Origin of the sequence: Phaeobacter italicus, assembly GCF_001258055.1 — a bacterium.
Classification (GTDB): Bacteria; Pseudomonadota; Alphaproteobacteria; order Rhodobacterales; family Rhodobacteraceae; genus Phaeobacter; species Phaeobacter italicus.
The window spans coordinates 99055-118947 of record NZ_CVRM01000036.1; the positions used below are offsets into that span (position 1 = coordinate 99055).

Below are 19893 nucleotides of genomic sequence, written 5' to 3' on the forward strand. Positions count from 1 at the left end.
CACCCGCAATGCTGCGAGGGGTGTTTGGTTCCGGATATGAAAATCACTCCGCTGCCAAATCAAAGCTGGCACCGTCGTTTTTCGCCGCCGGTGTGATTGCGGACCATTTCAGATCTCCATCGTAGCGTGCGGCCAGCTGGCCGTCGCTGTCCATCGCAATCAGGTGCAGCCAGCGGTTGTCAAACAGGGCGCGAACCGTCGGGTGACGTTCCAGAATATCGGTCATCGCCTCCTGCGGCGCTTCGATGATTACCGAAAGGCGCAATGGATCGTGCTGATACGCCTCGCCATCATGCACCGACTGCCAAGGCAGGCCCGGTTTTGGAGCGCCGCCGTTGCCTTCCAGCACTCCAATGCCACCGACCACGTTGTGCAGCAGCTTGTTGCCACCCCCAAACAGCGTGGGCGACACGGTTGATCCGTAATACTGCAAGCTGATCCAGCTCGCGACAACGACCGGCGCAGTCATGATCAGCTCTAGCACACCAAAACCGTCATCGGCCTGCCAGTCGTAGTTGTGCAGGAACGACTGACCATCCAGTACCGTCCCCTCGGTCCGCCCACGCGGGGCGGCGACGAAGGCGCAGCAGCCGGCAAGTCCCCATTCGGGGCGCAGCTCGGACCAATCCGTGGCACGGCCAAGGATATCCTCGCCATTGTCTGCACGCGGCAGGCGGGCGGCCCGCTCTGTGCGGGTCAACGCGCCAGCAGCATCCAGCCATCCGCGGATCTTGGAAAGTTCTGCGGTCAGCCCGGCGGCGACTGTTGCGGGGATGTCCTGCTCATACAAAGTCACCTTGTCAGTCGTCGTGTAGTGCAGCGCTGGCAGGAACACGGTGTCAGCAGGGATTTCGATCCCCTGCTCGTGCAGTCCGGCCCGGACTGCGCTGTCGTTCAACAGACCGGCAAGCAGCCGGGCGTTTACATCACCAGCGTATCCGCCGCAGGCGCCGCAATGCAGCGCACTGGCGTGAGGGTTGTTGGCCACGTCCGCACCGTGGCCTGCAAGCATGACAACACGGGCAAATCCTTTGGTCAGGGACATGGCGGACAGGATCGTCTTGGCCGTCGTCACCTTTGTCGCCAGATCAACAGAGCTGTCCAGTTGGGGTGCGGGATCAGCCCGGGCGCTGTGGCCGGTGCCGAAGGCATCTTTCAGCAGCTTACCAGCATAAACCGGGCCAGTCGCCTCGACAAAAGCAAAGGACGATACGGCGGCGAGTTTGAACCGCCCCCAGGCCCGTTTCGCACGTGCCGCATAACGCCGCGCCAAATCTGCATCGCTTGCTTCTACTGCCGAGGAGGTCACGCCCGGATTGAGCAGAACTGGTCCGCGCCCTTCGCAGACGTCCGAACCAGCTGCCTTGTGGGCTGCTGCCAAACCGAAGAATCCTGCAAACCCGATGGTTTTGATCGCACCGTCCTGTGCTTCCAGTGCCCGGCGGAACACTTCGGAGCGGACGTCGATGCAGAAGGCCGCTTGCAATGCAGGCCGCTGGTTTTCGTCTTCGGCTTCTGTTGTCTTGCGTGCGGCCAACGTCGCCCCAAGTTTACGCTGCTGGGCCCGGTCTCCTGCTTCCTGAAGGATCGCGTCAATGACAAGGTCCCGGCTTGGGGTGACCGGCGTCTCATGCTCGGCGATGATGTCGTGCCACCGATCGATGATCTGCTCGCGATACTGGTGGAACAGCGCCTCGTCAAAGACCATCCGGATCGCCAGCAATTCAACGGTTGTGGTGTCGCTCTTGCCTGCCAGTTCTGCCTGCCACAGCAGGTAGCGGCCATACTGAGCCCAACCTTCGAGGGTGATGAGATAGCGGTGAAAGGCTGTTGCCGCAGCATCAAAGCCGATCCCCAGGGTTTCCGATGCCCGCCCGATGGCCCGCCACTGCGAGCGGTTGGTCGCCGATACAAAGGCGCCAAACCCCTTGAGGCCGTGAATTTCCGGGGTCAGATCGCGGCTCGCAAATTGGCGCCAAGCTGCAAAGGTGCCTCCGGTGCGATCCGGTTGCCACAACGCCTGCCCGTTATCAAAATGGCTTGCCGCAAAGGCGCCGATCCGTTCGCTGATAAGTCCCGGCCAATCAATGCCAGATACGTCTGCAGCCAGTTCCGCGACAGTTGGCAGCGGGTTCGGTTCGTCCGTGTCACCTGCGTCCAGTGCAGCCTGGATATCCTCAATGGATGGGGCATCAAACGGACCGGCCACAACGGCCAGAGCGTCCGTCAGATCGTCGTCGAGGATGTCGCCCGCTGCGATCTTGTCCCTCCAGTGGCTCCGAGCCGGAGTGACACGGCCATCCGCCACACGCGCCAGCCGCGCCGACGCGGTTGCGAGGGGTTCTTCGGTTTGGCCAAGGAACGGGTTCACGGCGACGCTTGAGGTCAGCGGAAAGAGCGGCGGAATCTGGCGGCTGGCTGAATTTGCCTTGCTGACAAGCTCCAGGAGCGCGGCGGGGTAGGTTTCATGCTTCATGAACATCGTGCAAATCTCCTGGGGTTAGGTTGTGGCCCGCTTTGACCAGCCATCAAGGACACGATCAAAGAGAGCGTTGGCGTAAAGCCCGTTGGACAGGTGAACGCGCAGGCCTGCCGCAGCCGGGTGGGTGGCCCACAGGGGGAATGTGGCCTGCGCAACCGCAACCAGGCCAAAGCTGATCAAGGCGAGGATGATGAGCGCCCATTCCAGCGGGCCGGGGGATGGAGTCGCGGGCAGGGTGCCTGCGGTCAATTTCAGTGCGACAATCTGCAAAACGAAGTAGCTGATCGATGTTGCAGCGGCATAGATCACTGTCCGGCGGGTCAGCGCACCAGGGGCGGCGTCCGCAAATCCCTGAGCCAGCAGATAGGCCACACCAAAGATCAGGATGACGCCAAGGGCGACCGCCTGCACGGACTTGCCGTCAAAGCCGAAGACGCCCCCGACGACCGCATAGATCACGATCCCGATCCCGAAGGCTTGCATCACATTGCGCGCGCTGGGGACCGCGACGGGACCAGGCCGGCGGATCGCCGCAACGTTGCTGACGGCTTCACCCGCACTGAGGAAGGCATGGGCCTTGTAAAGCGAGTGCGCCACGATGTGCAGAAGGGCGAGTGGGAACAGCGCGAGACCACATTGCATGACCATGAAGGCCATCTGAGCAATTGTTGACCATGCCAGAGAGGTTTTGACTGCGGGCTGGGTCAGCATCACAAGGCCGCCAAAGAGCGCGGTAAAGCCGCCGAGCATCACCAAAAGCGCCATGATGCCGGGTGCAGCGAGCATAACATCTGCAAAGCGGATGAGGAGAAAGCCACCAGCGTTGATCACGCCTGCATGGAGCAGCGCAGAAACGGGAGTGGGGGCTTCCATGACTTCGGTCAGCCAGCCGTGCACAGGAAACTGGGCCGAGGCCAGAACTGCGGCCAAAGCAATCCCAAGGGCTGCGAAAACCGTCAGAAGATCCGGTGTTGCGGTGGCCAAGATGGTGGCGATGTCCGTCGTTCCATATGCGCCGACCAGAACAGCGACCGAAACGGCCAAGGCGGCTTCACTGGCGCGGGCGACCACCGCCTTTTTGCGAGCCGCACGCTGCGCAGTGGTCCGTTCGGGATAAAACAAAAGCAGCTGATGCAGGCTCAGGCTGGTCGCTGTCCAAGCAAGAAGCAGCTGGATCAGATTGCCAGACATGACCAGAAGAAGAACCGAAGCAAGCGTTGCGCACATCCATCCGGTGAATGCGCCCTGCCGCATTTCGCCATCCATATAGGTTGCGCTGTAGCGCAGGACGATCCAACCGATAAAGCTGACAAGGCAGAGCATTGTGACGCTCACCGCATCGAGGCGGGCGGAAAGGCCAACGCCATACACCCCGATCAAGGGGGAGGTGGCGGGGCCCTGCAAGATCACTATCAATGCAGAGATGGCAGACACCGCGAATGCAGCCAATGCGCCCCATTCGGCCAGGCGGGGCAGGTTGCCGGGGCGTTGTCCTGGAAAATTGCGGGCGCGCAGGGCCAATCCGATCAGAATGGCGGGTGCCAGAAATGGCAGCAGAGTGAGGAACATGTCGATCTCCCATCAGGCGTGGCAGCAGAGGAGCGCTGCGTTGCCGGACTAGGTAGAACAGTTCCAGGGTTAGGAAAAATTCATTGTTTTGATCTTTTCGTTCTAATAAAATGAACGAATGCCGCTCAATTATCATCACCTTCGCTACTTCTGGGCCGTCGCTCATGACGGGAACCTGACCCGCACGGCGCAGCGTCTCAATCTGTCGCAATCGGCACTGTCGGTGCAGATTAAACAGCTGGAGGAGCGTCTGGGTCACCCCCTGTTTGATCGCCGAGGTCGGCAGCTGCATTTGACCGAAGCAGGGCGCATAACGTTGGATCATGCAGATGCGATTTTCGCTACAGGCCAAGAGCTTATCGCGACGCTGCAGGAAACAGGGCGCAGTCGGCAGGCGTTGCGGGTTGGTGCCCTTGCGACACTGTCTCGCAACTTTCAGATCGGTTTCTTGCGGCCAATGTTGGCGCGCACAGATGTGGAGGTGATCGTCCGCTCTGGTAGTCCAACAGAGTTGTTGGAAGGGCTCGCGACCCTCAATCTCGATCTCGTTTTGATGAACCGCGAACCCCCAAACGACAGTTTGACACCGTACGAGACGCACCAGATCGCAGATCAGGCGGTGAGCATTGTTGGTTCTCCGGATCGGTTTGATCCAGAACAGCCCATCCGCAATCTTATCGAAGACCATCCCTTTGTCCTGCCAACCACCGATACCACGATGCGCACAGCATTCGATGCCATGGCAAGTCGACTGTCCGTGGTGCCTCAGGTGGTGGCCGAGGTGGACGATATGGCAATGATGCGTCTGCTTGCCCGCGAGAACATCGGTCTTGCGCTGGTGGCGCCTATCGTCGTTCAGGACGAGCTGACCTCTGGGCGTCTGGTCGAAGCCCGAGAGCATCCTCGCATTCGAGAGACGTTCTATGCCATCACCTTGCGCCGCCGGTTCCCCAATCCTCTCGTGCAGGAACTGCTGGCTGATCGCAGCGAGGTCTTGGGCACAGCGGGCTGATGTCACTTGAGGTTTCACCGAAGTGATTGGCCGCCCTATCGCAGTTGTGAGCAGATGTCACCGCTCGCAGCCACAACTCCTCTCAAACGGCGGGTATAACACCCTCATATGCGTCGCGGCATTTGAGTGGCTGATGTGACCACCGTTTTCAGGAGATGAATATGTTACCTCGTTCTTTTGGTCTGGCCATCGGTCGCGGGTTTGCGGCTGTTGGCCTTATGGTACTGAGCACTGCAAGTGCAGCAGTGGCGCAGGACCTTGATGGCCGCGATACAGCTGGAAACTGGCGTGTAACGGAATACGAAACCCATGGGGTTTGGAAGACAATCTGTGATGAGAGAGAAGAGCCATCAGGCCTGCGCCAGCGCTGCTATGTGCGTTGGGTAGATGTCTATACACAGACCCCGAAACTTGGCGCTTTGTTTGCCTTTGTTACGCCTGACGGGGCGGGCGACCGGATCCAGTTTGGCCCTGAACCGGGCAGTGTTTTTCTGCCGGGTGGGTTTCAGATCCGCAGAGGCGACGACATCGTCTGGGTTCAGGATGACCGCCAATGTCTGTTGTGGGCGCAGTGTGATTTCGATGCCGAGAGCTCAAGCGCTGTCCTGAGAGAGATGCGCGCAGGCGGTGTTCTGGAGCTGCGTTTTGAAGATCGCAGCGGCGCACGATACGCGCTGAGCTGGCCGCTGGATGGGTTTTCTGCCGCATTTGACAGCTACCGCGCCCATTGGGCAAAGCGACAATAGGGTGGATCGGCCAGGCCCAGCTTGCGTGTGCCTAGCGCTTGCGCGGGAAAAGTGAGCCCGCGCAAGCGCTGTCATCAGATCGGGGCGCCTGTGAATTGGGCCAGCCCTACACCGCTGTCTTTCAAAGCGCGGCGGACTTCTGCGGCGATGGCGACGGCCGTTGGGGTGTCACCGTGCAGGCAAATCGTATCGATGCGTGTTTCGATCCGTTTTCCGCTGGCCGTGATGATTGCCCCTTCACGTACCATGTCCACCATACGTTGACCTGCCTCCTTGGGGTCGTGGATGACGGATCCTGGCAGTTTGCGGTCGACCAGTGTTGCGTCGTCATTGTAGGCGCGATCTGCAAAGATTTCGCAGGCGGCGGCGCATCCCAGCTCTGCGACAGCGGCTTGCTGGGCCGTCCCTGCCAGAACCATGACGATGATATCAGGATCAGCAGACAGTGCCCCCTCGTAACAGGCTCGCGCCATGTCCTGATCTTCAGAGGCCATATTCGCCAATGCACCGTGCAGTTTCAGGTGGCGCACCTTGGTGCCGGCCGCAGTCGCCATCGCCTGCGCCGCACCAAGTTGGTAGCGCACAAGATTGGCAAGTGAGGCATGCGGGATGTCCATTCGGCGTCGCCCAAACCCGTGCAGATCGGGGAAACCCGGATGCGCGCCGATGCCAGTGCCCTTTTCGCGTGCATTTGCCATTGTCTTGGCCATCACGTCCCAATCACCTGCGTGAAAACCGCAGGCAATATTGGCTGAGGTGACGATATCCAGAAGGGCTGCGTCATCCCCAAGGTTCCAGGCACCAAAACCTTCGCCCATATCGGCGTTCAGATCGACAGTTCGGGTCATGTCAGCTCCTTACAAGACATCTTCTTCGCCAGCGATCGCGCCGCTGATCAGTTGATAGGACAAGAGATCCGCAATGGTGTGGGGATCACGGATGAGCGGTTTGCACGCCGTGCGCAAACCGGATTGATGAGAACGGGCTTTCTCCTCTGCCTCCAAAGCTGCCTCAAGAGTGACAAACTGAAAGCAGAGGGGCGCACCGGCCGGGGCTTGGGCGAGGAGAGGTAGATCACAGGGGATGACCGTCCCAATGCGAGGATAGCCCCCTGTCGTCTGACATTCTGCCAACAGCAAATAAGGGGTTCCGTCACCAGTGATCTGGATGTCGCCGGGACTGATGACCTCTGACAGCACGGTCCGCCCCCCGTCAGGTGAAAACGCGGCACCGTCACTATCCAATGGCACCCCCATTCTGTTTCCGCGCGTCCCGCGGCGGAACTGTGTTTGTTCAAAACGGGCGCGGTCTTTTTCAGCGAACAGATGGGTTTGCAGGCTGGCCACCATTCTGACCTGTCCGCCCTCAAACCGGTTGGCCACCTTGAGCCCCAGCCCCGTCTGGAACTGGCCATCTTCGCCCACGGGGAGTGTGTCGCCAGATTGGCAGGCTGCACCGATCCCTGCTGAAAGGTGAACAGAACGTGCTCCCAGTTGTTCGGGCACCACAAGGCCGCCGCCGACGTGCAGGTAGCCGTATGTTCCGCGCAAGGCTGCACCAATGCTGAGGCGAGCGCCCGCAGGAAGGACATGACTGGCGTTCCAGGCAATGGCGCTGCCGTCGATCGAGGCTTTCATCGGGGCACCGGTCAAGGCAATGCGGAGGTCTTCTGTGGCCTCGAACTCTCCACCCATGCCGACCATCTCAAGTGCTGCGAGGGTGTGGGATTGGGCAAGGAGCGCCGCACCTTCGGCAAGTGCCAGTCGATCCGCGGCGCCACCGCGGGACACGCCATATTCCAGCCAGCCGGGTCGGCCTGCGTCCTGAACGGTGCAGCCGGGGCCAATGCGCAGAACCTTGAGTGATCGGGTCATTTCAGCACCTCGGCCTTGGCGCCGCCCATCGGGTCGGCCCGCAGGTTGGTGATCTCCTCGGCGGTAGCGGGGGTAAATGCCACCTCGTCGCCGGGTCGGAGCACAAAGGGATTTGCGCTTTGTGGTTGAAACAATTGCACCGCTGTTTGACCAACGTGCATCCAGCCAGTTGGCGTTGCGACCGAAAACAGCACCATTTGGCGAATGGCTACCGCCAACGCACCCTCTGGGATACGGTTGGTGAGTTGGCTTTGACGGGGAATATCCCAGGCCTCCGGCAGTTCACCGAGATAAGGCTGGCCCGGAGCAAACCCGATGGTCTGGACACGAACGCGGGCGGCAGCAAGCTGTGCAATCGCGTCTTCCGGGCTCAGCCCGGCCGCGCTTGCTGCCTGCTCCAGTTGAGGGGCGAGTTCAGATCCAAAAACTGCCGGAATGCGCCACAGGCGTCGGTTTTCCGGCAACGGAGCCCCGTACCAATCCTTGGACGCTAGAAGCCCCTCAAGCTTGGTCCGTAGGGTCCTGTGATCCAGATGGAGCGGATCAAAACGAATGTAGGTAGAGACTAGGGACGTTGAGACCTCTTCGATGCCATCCCAGGTCAACCGCCCAAGCTCAGCTCGCAGTGCAAGAGCCGCGCGGTTTGCTGGCTCGTTCAATCGTTCGCCAAAACTGATGAGCATGCCATCTATCCCGACCGTGCGGATCAGTGGCGTGAAATCAGCAGGTTGTGTGTGCAGGTCAGTCATCGGCTCACATCTGTTCGGGCAGGTAGGTCACGATAGACGGGAAAAGCACGATGAGGACAAGGGCTGCAACCATCAGGAAAAAGAATGGCAACGCGGCGCGGGCAACAGTCAGGATATCGCGACCGGTCAGCGACTGCAGCACAAAGAGATTGAAGCCAACTGGTGGGGTAATCTGCGACATCTCAACCACGATCACCAGGAAAATACCGAACCAGAGCGGATCAATCCCCGCCTCAAGAACCATGGGCATGATGACCGACGCCGTGAGCACCACGACGGAAATCCCGTCAAGAAAACAGCCAAGCACAACAAAGAAGATCGTCAGTGCAGCCAGAAGCGTGAAGGTCGAGAGGTTGAGCGAGCCGATCCATTCCGCCAGCAAGCGGGGAATGCCGGTAAAGCCCATCGCAACGGTCAGAAAGGACGCGCCGGCAAGGATGAAGGCAATCATGCAGGACGTTACTGTAGCGCCCATGAGGCCGTCGACAAAGGTACGGCGGGTTAGGGACCCCGACTGCCAGGACAGCAGCAGCGCAAGCACAACACCAACCGCCGCTGCATCAGTGGGAGAGGCAATGCCTGCGTAAATCGATCCGATGACACCGGCAATCAGCAACATGACAGGGATCAGGCGGCGTGTTCTGTTGAGCTTTTCACCAAAGCTCAGGCTGCTTTCCGTAGCGTCGCCCTGGGGAAGGGACTTGCGGTTGAGAAAGGCCCAGATGGCGACATATCCGACAAAGAGCGAAACCAGCAGGACACCCGGCAACACGCCGGCGACGAACAGGCGGGCGATGGATTGTTCGGTCGCAACGCCATAGACGATCAGAATAATTGACGGCGGGATCAAAAGACCAAGCGTCGCTGAGCCAGCAAGGGTGCCAATCACCACTTTTTCCGGATACCCGCGGCGCGCCAGTTCGGGGATTGACAGTTTACCAATGGTGGCCGCCGTTGCGGCGGAGGAGCCGGAAACCGCAGCAAAGATCCCGCAGGCAAAGATATTCACATGCAGCAGTTGGCCGGGCAGGCGGTTCATCCACGGGGCCAGACCTGTAAACATGTCCTCTGACAGGCGTGAGCGAAACAGGATTTCTCCCATCCAGATAAACAAGGGCAATGCCGCCAGCGCCCAGGAATTGCTGTGGCCCCACATAGTGGTTGCCATCACCAGCCCCAAAGGCGCTTCGGTGAATAGGGCCATGGCGGCGACACCGACACCAAGTAGGGCAAAAGCCACCCAAAGGCCCGCACCCAGAAAGAGAAACAGGAGAAAGAGAAGGACGATGGAAAGCGCAGCAACCGACATCGGGAAATCCTATTCGTTGAGGAGGTTTTCGCCTTTGCCCTGCCAGCTGGGCTCAGCGCCGCGCAGGACGCAGATCAGCTCATCTGCCAGCGCAATCGTCAGAATAATGAGGCCAAACGCCACCGGCAGTTGCGGAATCCAGAGCGGAACAGACACCATTCCAGAGCTGCGGTCGCCAAATTCGTGGGATTCCAGTACCAGCAGCCCCATGTACCAGCTTGCATAGCCAGCCATCACTAGGGCGAGGCAGATAACCGCGATCTCGCTGAGGCGGGCCATCGCTGCGGGCATCTTGTTGGTCAGGAGGCTCACCCGGATATGACCGCCGGCGCGCAGTGCATAGGCGAGCGCAAGAAAGCTTGATCCAGCAAGAAAGAACCCGGTGAAATCGGAATATGATGGGATCGTCAGGCCAACGCCCTGTCCAGTCATCGCAACCGAAATCTTGTCGGCGAGGTTCAGGCAAACCTGTGCAAAGACGATGGCGACGATGGCAACGATGAAAACTGCAGCCAAACCTCCGGCTGCTCTGTAGACGAAATCAAGCGCGGCGCGCATGGCAATCCCTCCCTGATAGATGACCGGGCGCCAAGGGCGCCCGGCACACATGCTTATTGGTTGTAAGCTTCCATCAGAGCTTCGCCGGCATCACCTGCCTTGTTTTGCCAGCCTTCCAGCATATGCGCACCGATCGCTTTCAGGCCTTCGATCAGCTCCGGAGAGGGCTGGGAGACAGTGATGCCGTTTTCGGCCAGAACCTTCACCTTTTCGCTGGTTTCGGCGCGGCTCATGTCCCAGCCCCGTGCTTCTGCAGCGGCTGCAGCATCCAACACGGCTTTCTGGGTTGCGTCGTCAAGACGGCGAAAGGCACGTTTGTTCACCACCACGATGTTCTTGGGGATCCAGGCCTGGATATCGGTGTAGTGGCTGAGGAAGTCCCATGCCTTGGAATTCACACCGGTGGACGGAGAGGTGATCATTGCTTCCACGCGACCGGTGCTGAAAGCCTGGGGGATATCCGGCACTTCAACCTGGGTGGGTGCTGCGCCTGCGAGATTTGCGAATTCTTCAAGCGTCGCATTGTAGGTGCGGAACTTCAGGCCAGCCAGATCTTCGATGCTGTTGATCTCTTTGGTGGTGTACAGCCCCTGGGGCGGCCACGGTACAGCGTAAAGCGCCATCAAGCCCTGTTTATCCAGAAGACCATCGATGACGTCTTTCTGCGCGGCCCAAAGACGTTCTGCATCATCATAGCTGGTGGCAAGGAAGGGCAGGGAGTCGACACCAAAGGCGGGATCGTCATTGGCCAAGAGGGACAGGAAGAATTCACCGATCGGAACCTGCCCGCTGCGCACTGCCTTGCTGATTTCCGGGTGTTTGAACAGCGAACCTGCAGAATGAACCTTGATCTCAAGTGCACCGTCAGTCGCCTTTGCGACATCCTCGGCGAAACCAGCGATGTTCACCGTGTGAAAGGTGGCGTCGGGGTAGGGCGTGGGCATGTCCCAAGTGGCGGCCTGAGCGGACATTGCCAGACCCGCGATTGCAGCGGTGGCCCCGCTGAACAAATGTGTAAGTTTCATAATGACCTCCATGTCAGTCAAATTTGTTGGTTCTTGTTTATTGATAGTTTGATTGCATAACGCTGACATTTTGTCAACGTTATGCAAGTGAGACGTTGGGCCGGTCCACAGGATCGCGCCGAATTGGTGAAAATCCGTGCTTGAACTTGGCCTTACACTCCCGTCCAATGGATACGAATGCAAAACGCCAACGTTTTATTGGCGAAAAAGGAGCCAAACTTGCCTGATACACCGCCTGATGGCCGCAGAATCGTATCCTCCCGTCACTTGGCGGAAGGCGAAGGCTGGGAACTCTCTGAATTGGAGTTCGGTCTGATTGTTGCCTACAACGCGTTTTCTCGATGGATGATCCGCTGCATGGCAGCGGCCGGGCAGGCCGACCTCAGCCCTCTGGACATCCTGATCCTGCATAATGTGAACCATCGCGGCAAAGACAAACGGCTCACGGACATCTGTTTCCTCCTTAATATCGAGGATACCCACACGGTGAACTATGGCCTCCGAAAGCTGTTGAAGGCTGGGCTCCTGGATTCTGAGAAACGCGGAAAGGAGGTGTTCTATCGCACCTCGCAAACCGGTGCGGATCTTTGCGACGCCTACCGTGATATTCGGCGCCAATGCCTGTTGGATGGTGGAATGGGGCCGGAACTGCCGGGCAAGGAGTTGCGCGCGCTGGCCCGCAGTCTGAGGTCATTGTCGGGGCAATATGATCAGGCCAGCCGTGCGGCGGCGTCTCTCTAACATCGAAGATGTCTATCGCCCTTGGATCTTTACCGAAAAACTGCGCCGCGCGCCTGCGGGCGGTTTGGGGAAGGGGCCGGCCCTGCGCACAAGCTGAACAGCGGCCTTATCCAAGGCTGCCGACCCGGAGGCCCGGGAAAGGCTGACTGACGTCAGCCCCCCGTTGGCCCCAATCGTAAATGAGATAAGAGCGACACCGCGGGATTTGACCCGCGGTTTTCCTGCCCGGGCCAGTTTGCGCATGACTTGCCCGGGATAGTTGCTGGCTGCGGCATTGCCCTGTGTCTGCGCGGCTGTGGCGTCGGGTTGACCTCGGCGGGTTGCCTTGGCTTCTGCCCGGCCGGATGTGTCGCCAGCCGTAGCAGACTGGGCACCTCCGCGTCGGCTCTGTTGTGGTTTGGTCGGGGCCGGTTGCGCCGCTTTTGGGGCCACCCTTGTCACTGCGGATTGCGGCGCGACTTTTTCTGCCGGCTTGGCCGTGTCTTGTTGGGGTGAGGGGCGCCGCGCCGCAACCGTTTGCGCTGTACCTGCAGACCGTGACGTGAGCCTTTGCACTGCGTGCGTTCGGTCGACAGTCGGCCTCGCAGATGAGTTTGCGATGGTGGGGCGGTGGGGCTGAATCAGCGGCTTTTCCTGTGCCGTGACGATTTTCGCGTCTAGCTGTGGGGGCGATGCACTGGCTGTGCCGGCCACCATATCCTTGAATGCGGTGCCAAGGTGTACATCGCTGCTGCCTTGCCCTGCCTCCATCAGAATTTCACCTTTCGCCGGGGCCAGCGTGTAGGCCAATACCCCATGTGCGGTCACGGCAAGGGCGACGGCAAATGTTTTTGCCGCACGTCTACGTCGCATCATCGCAGGCCCCTTTCGGAAACGATGAGGATTTTCTCGGCCCCCGCCTGACGCAATTTTTGGCCGATCCGGACCAGCTGGCTGGCAGCAAGATCGCGGTCGGGGACAATGCGGACAGTTGCCTGCATCTCAGCTGGCAGGCCAGTTAAGAAGCGGGCCGGGTCCGCAATGTTCTGCCCCATGTGGCTCAACCGGCCATCGGCATGGATCACGAGCGCATTTGGCGGCGGTGATGATGCCAAGTCTTCGGTATGGACCAGCTGCAGGTCTGCGTCCAAGGGGGGCGCAATGCGGCCGGCCACCAGAAAGAAGATGAGCATGAGAAACACGACATTGATCAGCGCAATGGTCGGTTCCCGGTGTTTTTTCTGCCGTTTCTGGATCATGACGTTTCAAGGACCGTAACACTCAGCCCCGCAATACCGTTCACCACAGCAAGAAAATCGGTCAGCCGCTGCGCAGTGACCCTGTTCCCGAGAGAGACAATTAAGGAAAGCGTTTGCGCATTCTGTTGCTGCGGTTTCAACCGGTCCTTGAGGTCGCTCAACTCAGCATCGCGGCCATTTACCCGAAGCGTATCTGCCTGAAGCGAAACAAAAACTGGTCGGCGATCCTGCGGATTGTTGCCGCCCGCGGCAGCGGTCAGTTCGACTTCACCAAAGCGGGAAAAGGTTGATGACAGCATGAAAAACAGCAGAAGCAGAAAAATGACGTCAATCAACGATGTCATCGAAAGCGGACGCCTGCGTTTGGCCCTACGCATGGGCGTGATGTCGGATGGGGGCAGTCACGTGCCGGATGTCACTGCGGGGCGCCAGAAACATCTGGATCGCCTTTTGGGCAAATACGCGGTCGGCATCCATCCGGCTCTCAAGAATGCTGAGCAACACAGCTGTCGGCATCGCGACGGCAAGGCCAACAGCTGTTGTCAGAAGCGCGACCCAGATCCCACCTGCCAAGATAGACGGATCAACCTGCGCCCCGGCCTCCTGCAAGGCCTGAAACGCTGTAATCATGCCCAAAACAGTTCCAAACAACCCTAAAAGCGGGGCCAGCTGTGCGACAGAATCCAACAGGCGAAAGCCCCGCTCAAGCCTTGCAAACCGAGTTTCAGCCTCGGCTTCCAGACGAGAAAACTCCGCTTCGCCTTCTACGGCCATGCCCATAACAGCTGCGAGATAGCTGGAGGATTTTTCGAGATGGCGGAGTGCGTCATCACGCTTGCCCTGGTCCCAATCTGTTGCTGCAAGATGGAGGTGATGGTGTTTTCCCACCCCGGCGGCAGCAAACTGCCAGAGCTTGTAAAGAACCACTGAAAGGACAATCACCGATAAACCGCAGAGCAGCAGAACGACTGGCCCACCAAGATCGTAGAGCGCCAGCAGGGGCGACAGCACATCATCCATCATCCGAGCAGCTCCACGTCAGTGCGAGAGGTCAGGGAAAGCCCGCCGGTACACATCTGATTGGGCAAGACGGTCTCGTCCGAGCCGAGACACGTTTCGGCACCATTGATCAGGACAGCCCCAAGATGCGCGCAATTCAGATCTGGCAGAACAAACTGGCGCACCCGTGGCCGCCCCGTCGGAAGGTCGGCAAAATCAAACAGCATCAGCCGATCAACGTGTTGATCGTTGTCCAGCAAGACGGTTTCGAAAACCACTTGTCCGATATCTGCAGAATGCGTGTTTTCAGCCAGAAAGCTGATCCGGCAACTGGTTTCGATGGTTTCGACCGAGTTGAGCTCAATGGAAAGCCCGGCATCTTTCTGTTCCGCGGCGCCAAGGTCCGGGGCCAGAGTGATCAGAGAGAGGATGAGTAAGTTCCAAGAATTTCGCATGCTGTCAGCCTGAGGTTTCATACAAACATCTGGCTGGGCAACACCCATCGCTGGACGGCCAAACCCTATCAACGCCGGGCCGCAGGCGCAATACCTTATCAAAACACTTTGTTTTTCCAGCAGCGAACGAACTACCTTTCAGCAAGTTTGGTGGATTGTCGCAACTCGGTTTCGAATCCCCTCCCATCACATCGGGATCCAATAAGCAGGATTATGTAAATTCAGGCCGAGGCCTGATTTACAACCGACATTCCTTTCATCGCATCACAAATGGATTCGCCATTGGTGTGTCAGAGGTATTGATCCAGGTGGTTTTGGTTCGGGTGTAGTCTTGAATGGCTTCAAGGCCTGCCTCTCTTCCGTAGCCAGATTGGCCATAGCCGCCAAATGGCGCGATGGGTGAGACTGCGCGATATGTGTTGACCCAGCAGATCCCCGCCTTCAGCCGAGATGACACGCGGTGAGCGCGCGCCAGGTTTTCGGTAAACACGCCGGAGCCGAGCCCAAACTCGGTCTCATTCGCAAGGGCGATGGCCTCTTCTTCGGTGTCAAATGGCAAAAGCGACATGACAGGGCCGAACATTTCAACCTTTAAGGTTTCGATGTTCGGATTCGGGCATTCAACCAAAGTCGGCGCCATGTAGTTTCCCGGGCGGTCAAGGCGTTCACCGCCAAAGCGGATTTTTGCGCCTTGCTCTTTCGCTGCGGCAAGGGTGGTTTCGATTTTTGCGATCTGGGCCGCTGTGCACAGCGGGCCAATATGGGTTCCTGCATCCAACGGATCACCCACGACAACAGACTGCATCTTTGCTTCGATCTTGGCGATGAGCGCGTCGAGGATCGGGCGATGGATCAGTCCACGAGACCCGGCAACACAGCTTTGGCCCGAGGCCCCGAAATTACCCGCGATGAGCCCGTTGGCCGCGCCTTCCAGGTCTGCGTCATCAAAAACCAGGATGGGAGATTTGCCACCCAGTTCCAGTGTTGTCACAGCAAAATTCTCGGCTGAGTTGCGAACCACATGGCGCGCGGTTTCTGGTCCGCCGGTAAAGGCGATCCGGTCGACATCGGGGTGCCGTGTCAGTGGGATGGCGCAATTTTCCGCGTCACCAGTGATGACGGAGACCACGCCGGGTGGAAAGCCCGCCTGTTCGATCAGGCGCGCAAACTCCAGCATTGGTGCGGGGGCAATTTCAGAGGCTTTGAGCACCACAGTACAGCCCGCCGCCAATGCAGGACCGAGTTTTGTCGCGGTCAAGAACATCTGGGCGTTCCACGGAACAACCGCCACAACCACCCCAATCGGTTCACGACGGGTAAAGACATGCATGTCCGGTTTGTCGATCGGCAATACGGCGCCTTCGATCTTGTCAGCAAGCCCTGCATAGTAGCGATAATAATCAGCCACATAGGCGGTTTGGCTGGCTGTTTCAGCAAGTAGCTTGCCGCTGTCCGTAGTTTCGATTTCTCCCAAACGGGCCGCGTTTTTCTCAACCAGATCAGCCAGACGGGACAGAAGTTTGCCACGGGCGGTCTGGCTGATGTCTCTCCATGCCGGATCAGACAACGCGCGGCGGGCCGCGGCAATTGCCCGGTCAACATCATCGGGCGCTGCGCAGGCGAAACTGGCCCAGTCCTCGCCCGTTGCGGGGTTCTGAGAGGTCATCACCTGACCTGCCGATCCTTCGGTCCAGATGCCATCAATGAACAGTTGAAAATGTGTCCGTTGGGTCATGGGGCGTCCTCACTGAAACTTGGGCATGACGGTGTCGATAAACCGGGCGAGAGACGCACGCTTGCGCTCAAAACTCATTCCGCTGTCGATCCAGTATGAAAATTCATCATAGCCCAGATCCTGATATCTCCGCAGCCGATCTGTGACCTGATCTGAGGTGCCAATGGTCAGATCTCTGGCAAGGTTCTTTGCAGCCATCAGGCCGTTCGCAGCAATATCGTCGTCGGTCAGCGGCTCTATCAATCCCTGACGCACGGGGCGTTTGTTTTGAAACCATGCGCCAAAGTAATTGTAGAAGCGAGACAGTTCATGTGCCGCACGCCCGACATCTGCATCGTCCGCGCCGACATACGTATGGTGCAGCAACATGATTTTGGGGCGCTTGCCATCGTGTTTTGCACAGGCCGCATTGAAGCGCACCATCAGGGTTTCTATCTCTTCCTGCCCCTGCCAAAGAGGTGTCACCTGAATATTGAACTCGTTTTCCACGCCAAATTCATGGCTGTTGGGGTCGCGTGCAGCAATCCAAATTGGGGGGCCGTCTGATTGGACAGGCTTGGGCGCTGCGGTTGTTGACGGGAACTGAAAAAACTCTCCCTCATGGCTGCAATCACCGGCCCACAGTTTGGGCAACAGGGGCGCGATTTCACGCATTCTCTGCCCAGCTTCCCAAGGGTCCAGACCGGGATGCAGACGCTCGTATTCATAAGAATATGCACCACGCGCGATGCCAAGTTCGATCCGCCCGCCCGTCATCAGATCGGCTGCAGCGGCCTCTCCTGCCAGTTTGATCGGATGCCAGAACGGGGCGATCACCGTCCCGGTGCCCAACCGCACGTTTTTGGTATGATGAGACAGATCAACCAGTGACATCAGGGGGTTGGGCGCGATCGTAAAGTCCATCCCGTGGTGTTCTCCGGTCCAGACAGCGCGCATTCCTGCGTCATCGGCCATCTTGCAGAGTTCGATGAACTCCTCATACAGGCGGTCCTGGGGTTGGTCGGCGCTGGTGCGCTCCATATGAGCAAAGAGAGAAAACTCCATCCATCAGGTCCTTTCTGAGAAACGGTGGACATCGCCGGTTTCGGCAGTGCCGAGATATAGGGAAAAATCCCCCTGACGGCTTTCTGTGGCAAAACGAGACATCATCGAGGTGATTGAGGGTGTCACAAAGGTTGCATCGGCCAGAGCGTTGAGCGGAACTGCCGTCAGCCGACCCGCGCGCGAGGGAGGCTCTGACAGGGAGGCAAGGATGTAGACGAAATGGGCCTGCCCGCTGTCAAAGACGGAATAAGCGGCACGGAGTTGCGTGTTATACCCAGCCGTAGCGAGATGGCTGCGGAGCAGACTGCGAAGCTGCGACTGATCCTGTATTTCGATTTGTGGCGGTCGAAGACCTTCTGACGTGGCCTCGAGGTAAACCTTGCCCTCATGTTCGATGATGGCCCCGGCCAGCGTAGGCGCTTGGGTGGTTTCAAACGCCTTGCGCTCCAGTCCGATGCTGAAATAGCGACCGTTTGAATACCCCAAACCCGGCCCATCGCGGTGGTTGTAGGTTTCGACCTGCCCCAACAGAATCTCGTGATCGCCTGCATCGACAAGCTCGCGGGTTTTGCAGGAAAACTGAGCCACCGCACCGTCAATCAGGGGCACGCCGTTGGCGGCCAACCGGTATGGGGATCGTGCAAATCGATCTCCCTTGAAGCTAGCAAAAGTATTGGAGATTTCCTCCTGCCCTTCTGCCAAAACGCTGACCCCGAAGTAGTCGCAGGATGCGAAGTGATCGAACGTTGACAGGAACTTTCCGGGGCAGACAAGCAACAATGGTGGGTCCAGGGACACCGAAGAAAAAGAGTTCGCAGTAAATCCAACGGGCGTGCCTTGGGGATCAACCGTGGTGACAATCGTGACACCAGTCATAAATCGGCCAAAAGCCTGCCGCAGGTCACGCGGATCAATGGTGGTCATTGCCAGACCTCCTTGAGGAACTGAAACAGGGCTGTGTTGACGTCGCCCGGATGGGTCATCGGCATCATATGTGCGGCGCCTTCGACGATCTGGGCCCGTCCGCCGGGGCAAATTTCCGCCATGGTTTCGGCCATTGCGGGGGTCGAGTTTGGTTCCAACTGCCCTGTCATGAAAACCGCCGGGCACCGGATCCCGCTCAGATCGGATCGTGATGGTTTCTGGCTTTGTGCAAAAGCGGTGTAGGCCAGTTTATAGCCCATCGGCGACACCTCCGAGAGCCAGGTATGGCAGGCCGCGCGTTGAGGGGGCTGATCCGTTCCGAACCAGCGCTCCAGGGTCGGTGACGGATCTGTCGGCGTTTCGCCATCCAGTGCAGAGGCACGCGAGCAAACTGCAGAAGACGCCTCGCTGCTGCGTTCAAACACCGCGTTCAGGGCAACCAGCCCCTCGACCAGCTGGGGAAACCGTGTTGCCAGTTCGACAGCGATCATGGCCCCCATTGAATGGCCGACAATAACAGCCGGGCTATTCAGGCTTTGTAGAACATGACCCATGCGATCGGCGTAATCCGAAAGTGTTTCGAGCCCCGCATCCAGCGGGCTTAGGCCGTGGCCGGGCATGTCCGGTGCTGTCAGCTGATAATGGGACGTCAGCGCATCAAGCTGCGCGCCCCAGGCCTCTGCCCGCAAGCCAACACCGTGCAGGAGCAAAATCGGCCGACCTGTGCCTGCCCTAACGGCCGCTAGCCCAGCGTGTTCAGACCGCGGCCGGGTTGTCCACGTCATGACCCAACTCCTTGAGATCCTGATAGCGATCACCGATGCGGTGATGGGGTCTGCCGGTGGTGGCGGCGCCCAGTACAACCACGACTTCATCGTCACGCGGAGCATCTGGGACAGAGAACTGTATGGTCAGGTAGTGTGACCGACGACCGGCATCATTCTTGTCCATCAAGGGAACCATGATTGGTGCGTTGGCGGGCCCGCGGGTGTTGGTAAATGCCAGATAGGATTTTGCATCGACCGCCTGGCGGTAATGGTTTCCAAATCTCAAGGTATGGATGAGGCCGGAGGCGTGTTCTATTTCGCCATCCAAGCCTACAACAGCCGCTTTCCCGTAGGCTTCGATCGCTTGGCCGCTGCCAGCCAGGGCAATCATACGCTCGGTCATCAATTCACCGAGTACCGGCCCGTAGGCGTAGATCTCTGGGTTCAGATCCTCTACATACCTGCCTGCCCAAGGGTTTTTCAAAACCACCGCGACTGCGAACATGCGCCAGGGTGTTTTTGCCGGGCGAAAGCCCTCGATCAAGACTTCCTCGTCGTAGGTGACGATTTTTCGAATTTCCGGTTCCATGCTGCTTCTCCTGTCGCGCAAGAAGACGTTAGGAACAGGCGAATTTTTTGACAAACGAATGAATTATGTGCTTACCC

The 19893-nt window shown here is 58.7% G+C and carries 21 protein-coding genes; 3 read left to right on the forward strand and 18 right to left on the reverse strand.

Annotated elements, in window-relative coordinates; translation table 11 throughout:
- Nucleotides 1–43 precede the first annotated feature (43 nt).
- Complete coding sequence (locus tag NIT7645_RS18095) at nucleotides 44–2482, reverse strand: YbcC family protein (protein WP_008563505.1); 2439 nt, start codon at nucleotides 2480–2482, stop codon at nucleotides 44–46.
- A gap of 18 nt (nucleotides 2483–2500) precedes the next feature.
- Nucleotides 2501–4051 (reverse strand): proton-conducting transporter transmembrane domain-containing protein, encoded by a 1551-nt coding sequence (locus tag NIT7645_RS18100; RefSeq protein ID WP_008563364.1) that lies wholly within the window; start codon nucleotides 4049–4051, stop codon nucleotides 2501–2503.
- A gap of 118 nt (nucleotides 4052–4169) precedes the next feature.
- Between NIT7645_RS18100 and NIT7645_RS18105 the strand changes: the two genes are divergently transcribed.
- Both NIT7645_RS18105 and NIT7645_RS18110 read left to right on the forward strand, forming a co-directional pair.
- On the forward strand, nucleotides 4170–5063 hold the full coding sequence (locus NIT7645_RS18105; protein ID WP_008563466.1) for a LysR family transcriptional regulator: 894 nt from the start codon (nucleotides 4170–4172) through the stop codon (nucleotides 5061–5063).
- A 161-nt stretch (nucleotides 5064–5224) separates the two neighbouring features.
- Nucleotides 5225–5809 carry an invasion associated locus B family protein gene (locus NIT7645_RS18110; RefSeq protein WP_008563393.1) on the forward strand — a complete coding sequence of 195 codons (585 nt, stop codon included), beginning with the start codon at nucleotides 5225–5227 and terminating at the stop codon, nucleotides 5807–5809.
- A 74-nt stretch (nucleotides 5810–5883) separates the two neighbouring features.
- Here the strand turns inward: NIT7645_RS18110 and NIT7645_RS18115 are convergent, their stop codons facing one another.
- Genes NIT7645_RS18115 through NIT7645_RS18140 form a run of 6 tightly spaced genes read right to left on the reverse strand, consistent with a single transcriptional unit; the run spans nucleotide 5884 to nucleotide 11324 of the window.
- Nucleotides 5884–6657, reverse strand: a complete 774-nt coding sequence (locus tag NIT7645_RS18115) for a LamB/YcsF family protein (protein WP_008563558.1) — start codon at nucleotides 6655–6657, stop codon at nucleotides 5884–5886.
- Between the two features lie 9 nt (nucleotides 6658–6666).
- Nucleotides 6667–7683 carry a 5-oxoprolinase subunit C family protein gene (locus NIT7645_RS18120; RefSeq protein WP_008563453.1) on the reverse strand — a complete coding sequence of 339 codons (1017 nt, stop codon included), beginning with the start codon at nucleotides 7681–7683 and terminating at the stop codon, nucleotides 6667–6669.
- A complete protein-coding gene (locus tag NIT7645_RS18125) occupies nucleotides 7680–8432 on the reverse strand; it encodes a 5-oxoprolinase subunit B family protein (protein WP_008563478.1) in 753 nt (250 codons plus the stop codon). The genes NIT7645_RS18120 and NIT7645_RS18125 overlap by 4 nt, the downstream gene beginning before the upstream one ends.
- A 4-nt stretch (nucleotides 8433–8436) precedes the next feature.
- On the reverse strand, nucleotides 8437–9741 hold the full coding sequence (locus tag NIT7645_RS18130; RefSeq protein ID WP_008563365.1) for a TRAP transporter large permease: 1305 nt from the start codon (nucleotides 9739–9741) through the stop codon (nucleotides 8437–8439).
- A gap of 9 nt (nucleotides 9742–9750) precedes the next feature.
- Nucleotides 9751–10299: a TRAP transporter small permease gene (locus NIT7645_RS18135; protein ID WP_008563508.1), complete on the reverse strand. Its 549-nt coding sequence runs from the start codon at nucleotides 10297–10299 to the stop codon at nucleotides 9751–9753.
- Between the two features lie 53 nt (nucleotides 10300–10352).
- Nucleotides 10353–11324: a TRAP transporter substrate-binding protein gene (locus NIT7645_RS18140; protein ID WP_008563451.1), complete on the reverse strand. Its 972-nt coding sequence runs from the start codon at nucleotides 11322–11324 to the stop codon at nucleotides 10353–10355.
- Between the two features lie 219 nt (nucleotides 11325–11543).
- On the opposite strand from NIT7645_RS18140, the gene NIT7645_RS18145 reads away from it, so the two are divergent.
- The gene (locus NIT7645_RS18145) at nucleotides 11544–12065 is read left to right on the forward strand and encodes a winged helix DNA-binding protein (RefSeq protein ID WP_008563557.1); all 522 of its coding nucleotides are present in this window, start codon (nucleotides 11544–11546) and stop codon (nucleotides 12063–12065) included.
- A 12-nt stretch (nucleotides 12066–12077) separates the two neighbouring features.
- Here NIT7645_RS18145 and NIT7645_RS19790 read toward each other — a convergent pair whose 3' ends face one another.
- From NIT7645_RS19790 to NIT7645_RS18195, 10 genes are all read right to left on the reverse strand, one after another.
- Nucleotides 12078–12920 carry a TonB family protein gene (locus NIT7645_RS19790; protein WP_050687699.1) on the reverse strand — a complete coding sequence of 281 codons (843 nt, stop codon included), beginning with the start codon at nucleotides 12918–12920 and terminating at the stop codon, nucleotides 12078–12080.
- Nucleotides 12917–13303 (reverse strand): ExbD/TolR family protein, encoded by a 387-nt coding sequence (locus tag NIT7645_RS18155; RefSeq protein ID WP_008563465.1) that lies wholly within the window; start codon nucleotides 13301–13303, stop codon nucleotides 12917–12919. Before NIT7645_RS18155 ends, NIT7645_RS19790 begins: the two co-directional genes overlap by 4 nt.
- A complete protein-coding gene (locus NIT7645_RS18160; protein ID WP_037303209.1) occupies nucleotides 13300–13647 on the reverse strand; it encodes a biopolymer transporter ExbD in 348 nt (115 codons plus the stop codon). Before NIT7645_RS18160 ends, NIT7645_RS18155 begins: the two co-directional genes overlap by 4 nt.
- Nucleotides 13648–13672: 25 nt before the next feature.
- On the reverse strand, nucleotides 13673–14326 hold the full coding sequence (locus tag NIT7645_RS18165) for a MotA/TolQ/ExbB proton channel family protein (protein ID WP_008563430.1): 654 nt from the start codon (nucleotides 14324–14326) through the stop codon (nucleotides 13673–13675).
- Nucleotides 14323–14757, reverse strand: a complete 435-nt coding sequence (locus tag NIT7645_RS18170) for a hypothetical protein (protein ID WP_152333938.1) — start codon at nucleotides 14755–14757, stop codon at nucleotides 14323–14325. Before NIT7645_RS18170 ends, NIT7645_RS18165 begins: the two co-directional genes overlap by 4 nt.
- 256 nt (nucleotides 14758–15013) lie before the next feature.
- On the reverse strand, nucleotides 15014–16492 hold the full coding sequence (locus tag NIT7645_RS18175) for an aldehyde dehydrogenase (RefSeq protein ID WP_008563464.1): 1479 nt from the start codon (nucleotides 16490–16492) through the stop codon (nucleotides 15014–15016).
- A gap of 9 nt (nucleotides 16493–16501) precedes the next feature.
- Complete coding sequence (locus NIT7645_RS18180; protein ID WP_050687705.1) at nucleotides 16502–17536, reverse strand: LLM class flavin-dependent oxidoreductase; 1035 nt, start codon at nucleotides 17534–17536, stop codon at nucleotides 16502–16504.
- 3 nt (nucleotides 17537–17539) lie between these two features.
- On the reverse strand, nucleotides 17540–18460 hold the full coding sequence (locus NIT7645_RS18185; RefSeq protein ID WP_050687706.1) for a flavin reductase family protein: 921 nt from the start codon (nucleotides 18458–18460) through the stop codon (nucleotides 17540–17542).
- The gene (locus NIT7645_RS18190) at nucleotides 18457–19245 is read right to left on the reverse strand and encodes an alpha/beta fold hydrolase (protein ID WP_050687709.1); all 789 of its coding nucleotides are present in this window, start codon (nucleotides 19243–19245) and stop codon (nucleotides 18457–18459) included. The genes NIT7645_RS18185 and NIT7645_RS18190 overlap by 4 nt, the downstream gene beginning before the upstream one ends.
- Nucleotides 19217–19816, reverse strand: a complete 600-nt coding sequence (locus NIT7645_RS18195) for an amino acid synthesis family protein (RefSeq protein ID WP_008563359.1) — start codon at nucleotides 19814–19816, stop codon at nucleotides 19217–19219. The genes NIT7645_RS18190 and NIT7645_RS18195 overlap by 29 nt, the downstream gene beginning before the upstream one ends.
- Nucleotides 19817–19893: the final 77 nt, after the last annotated feature.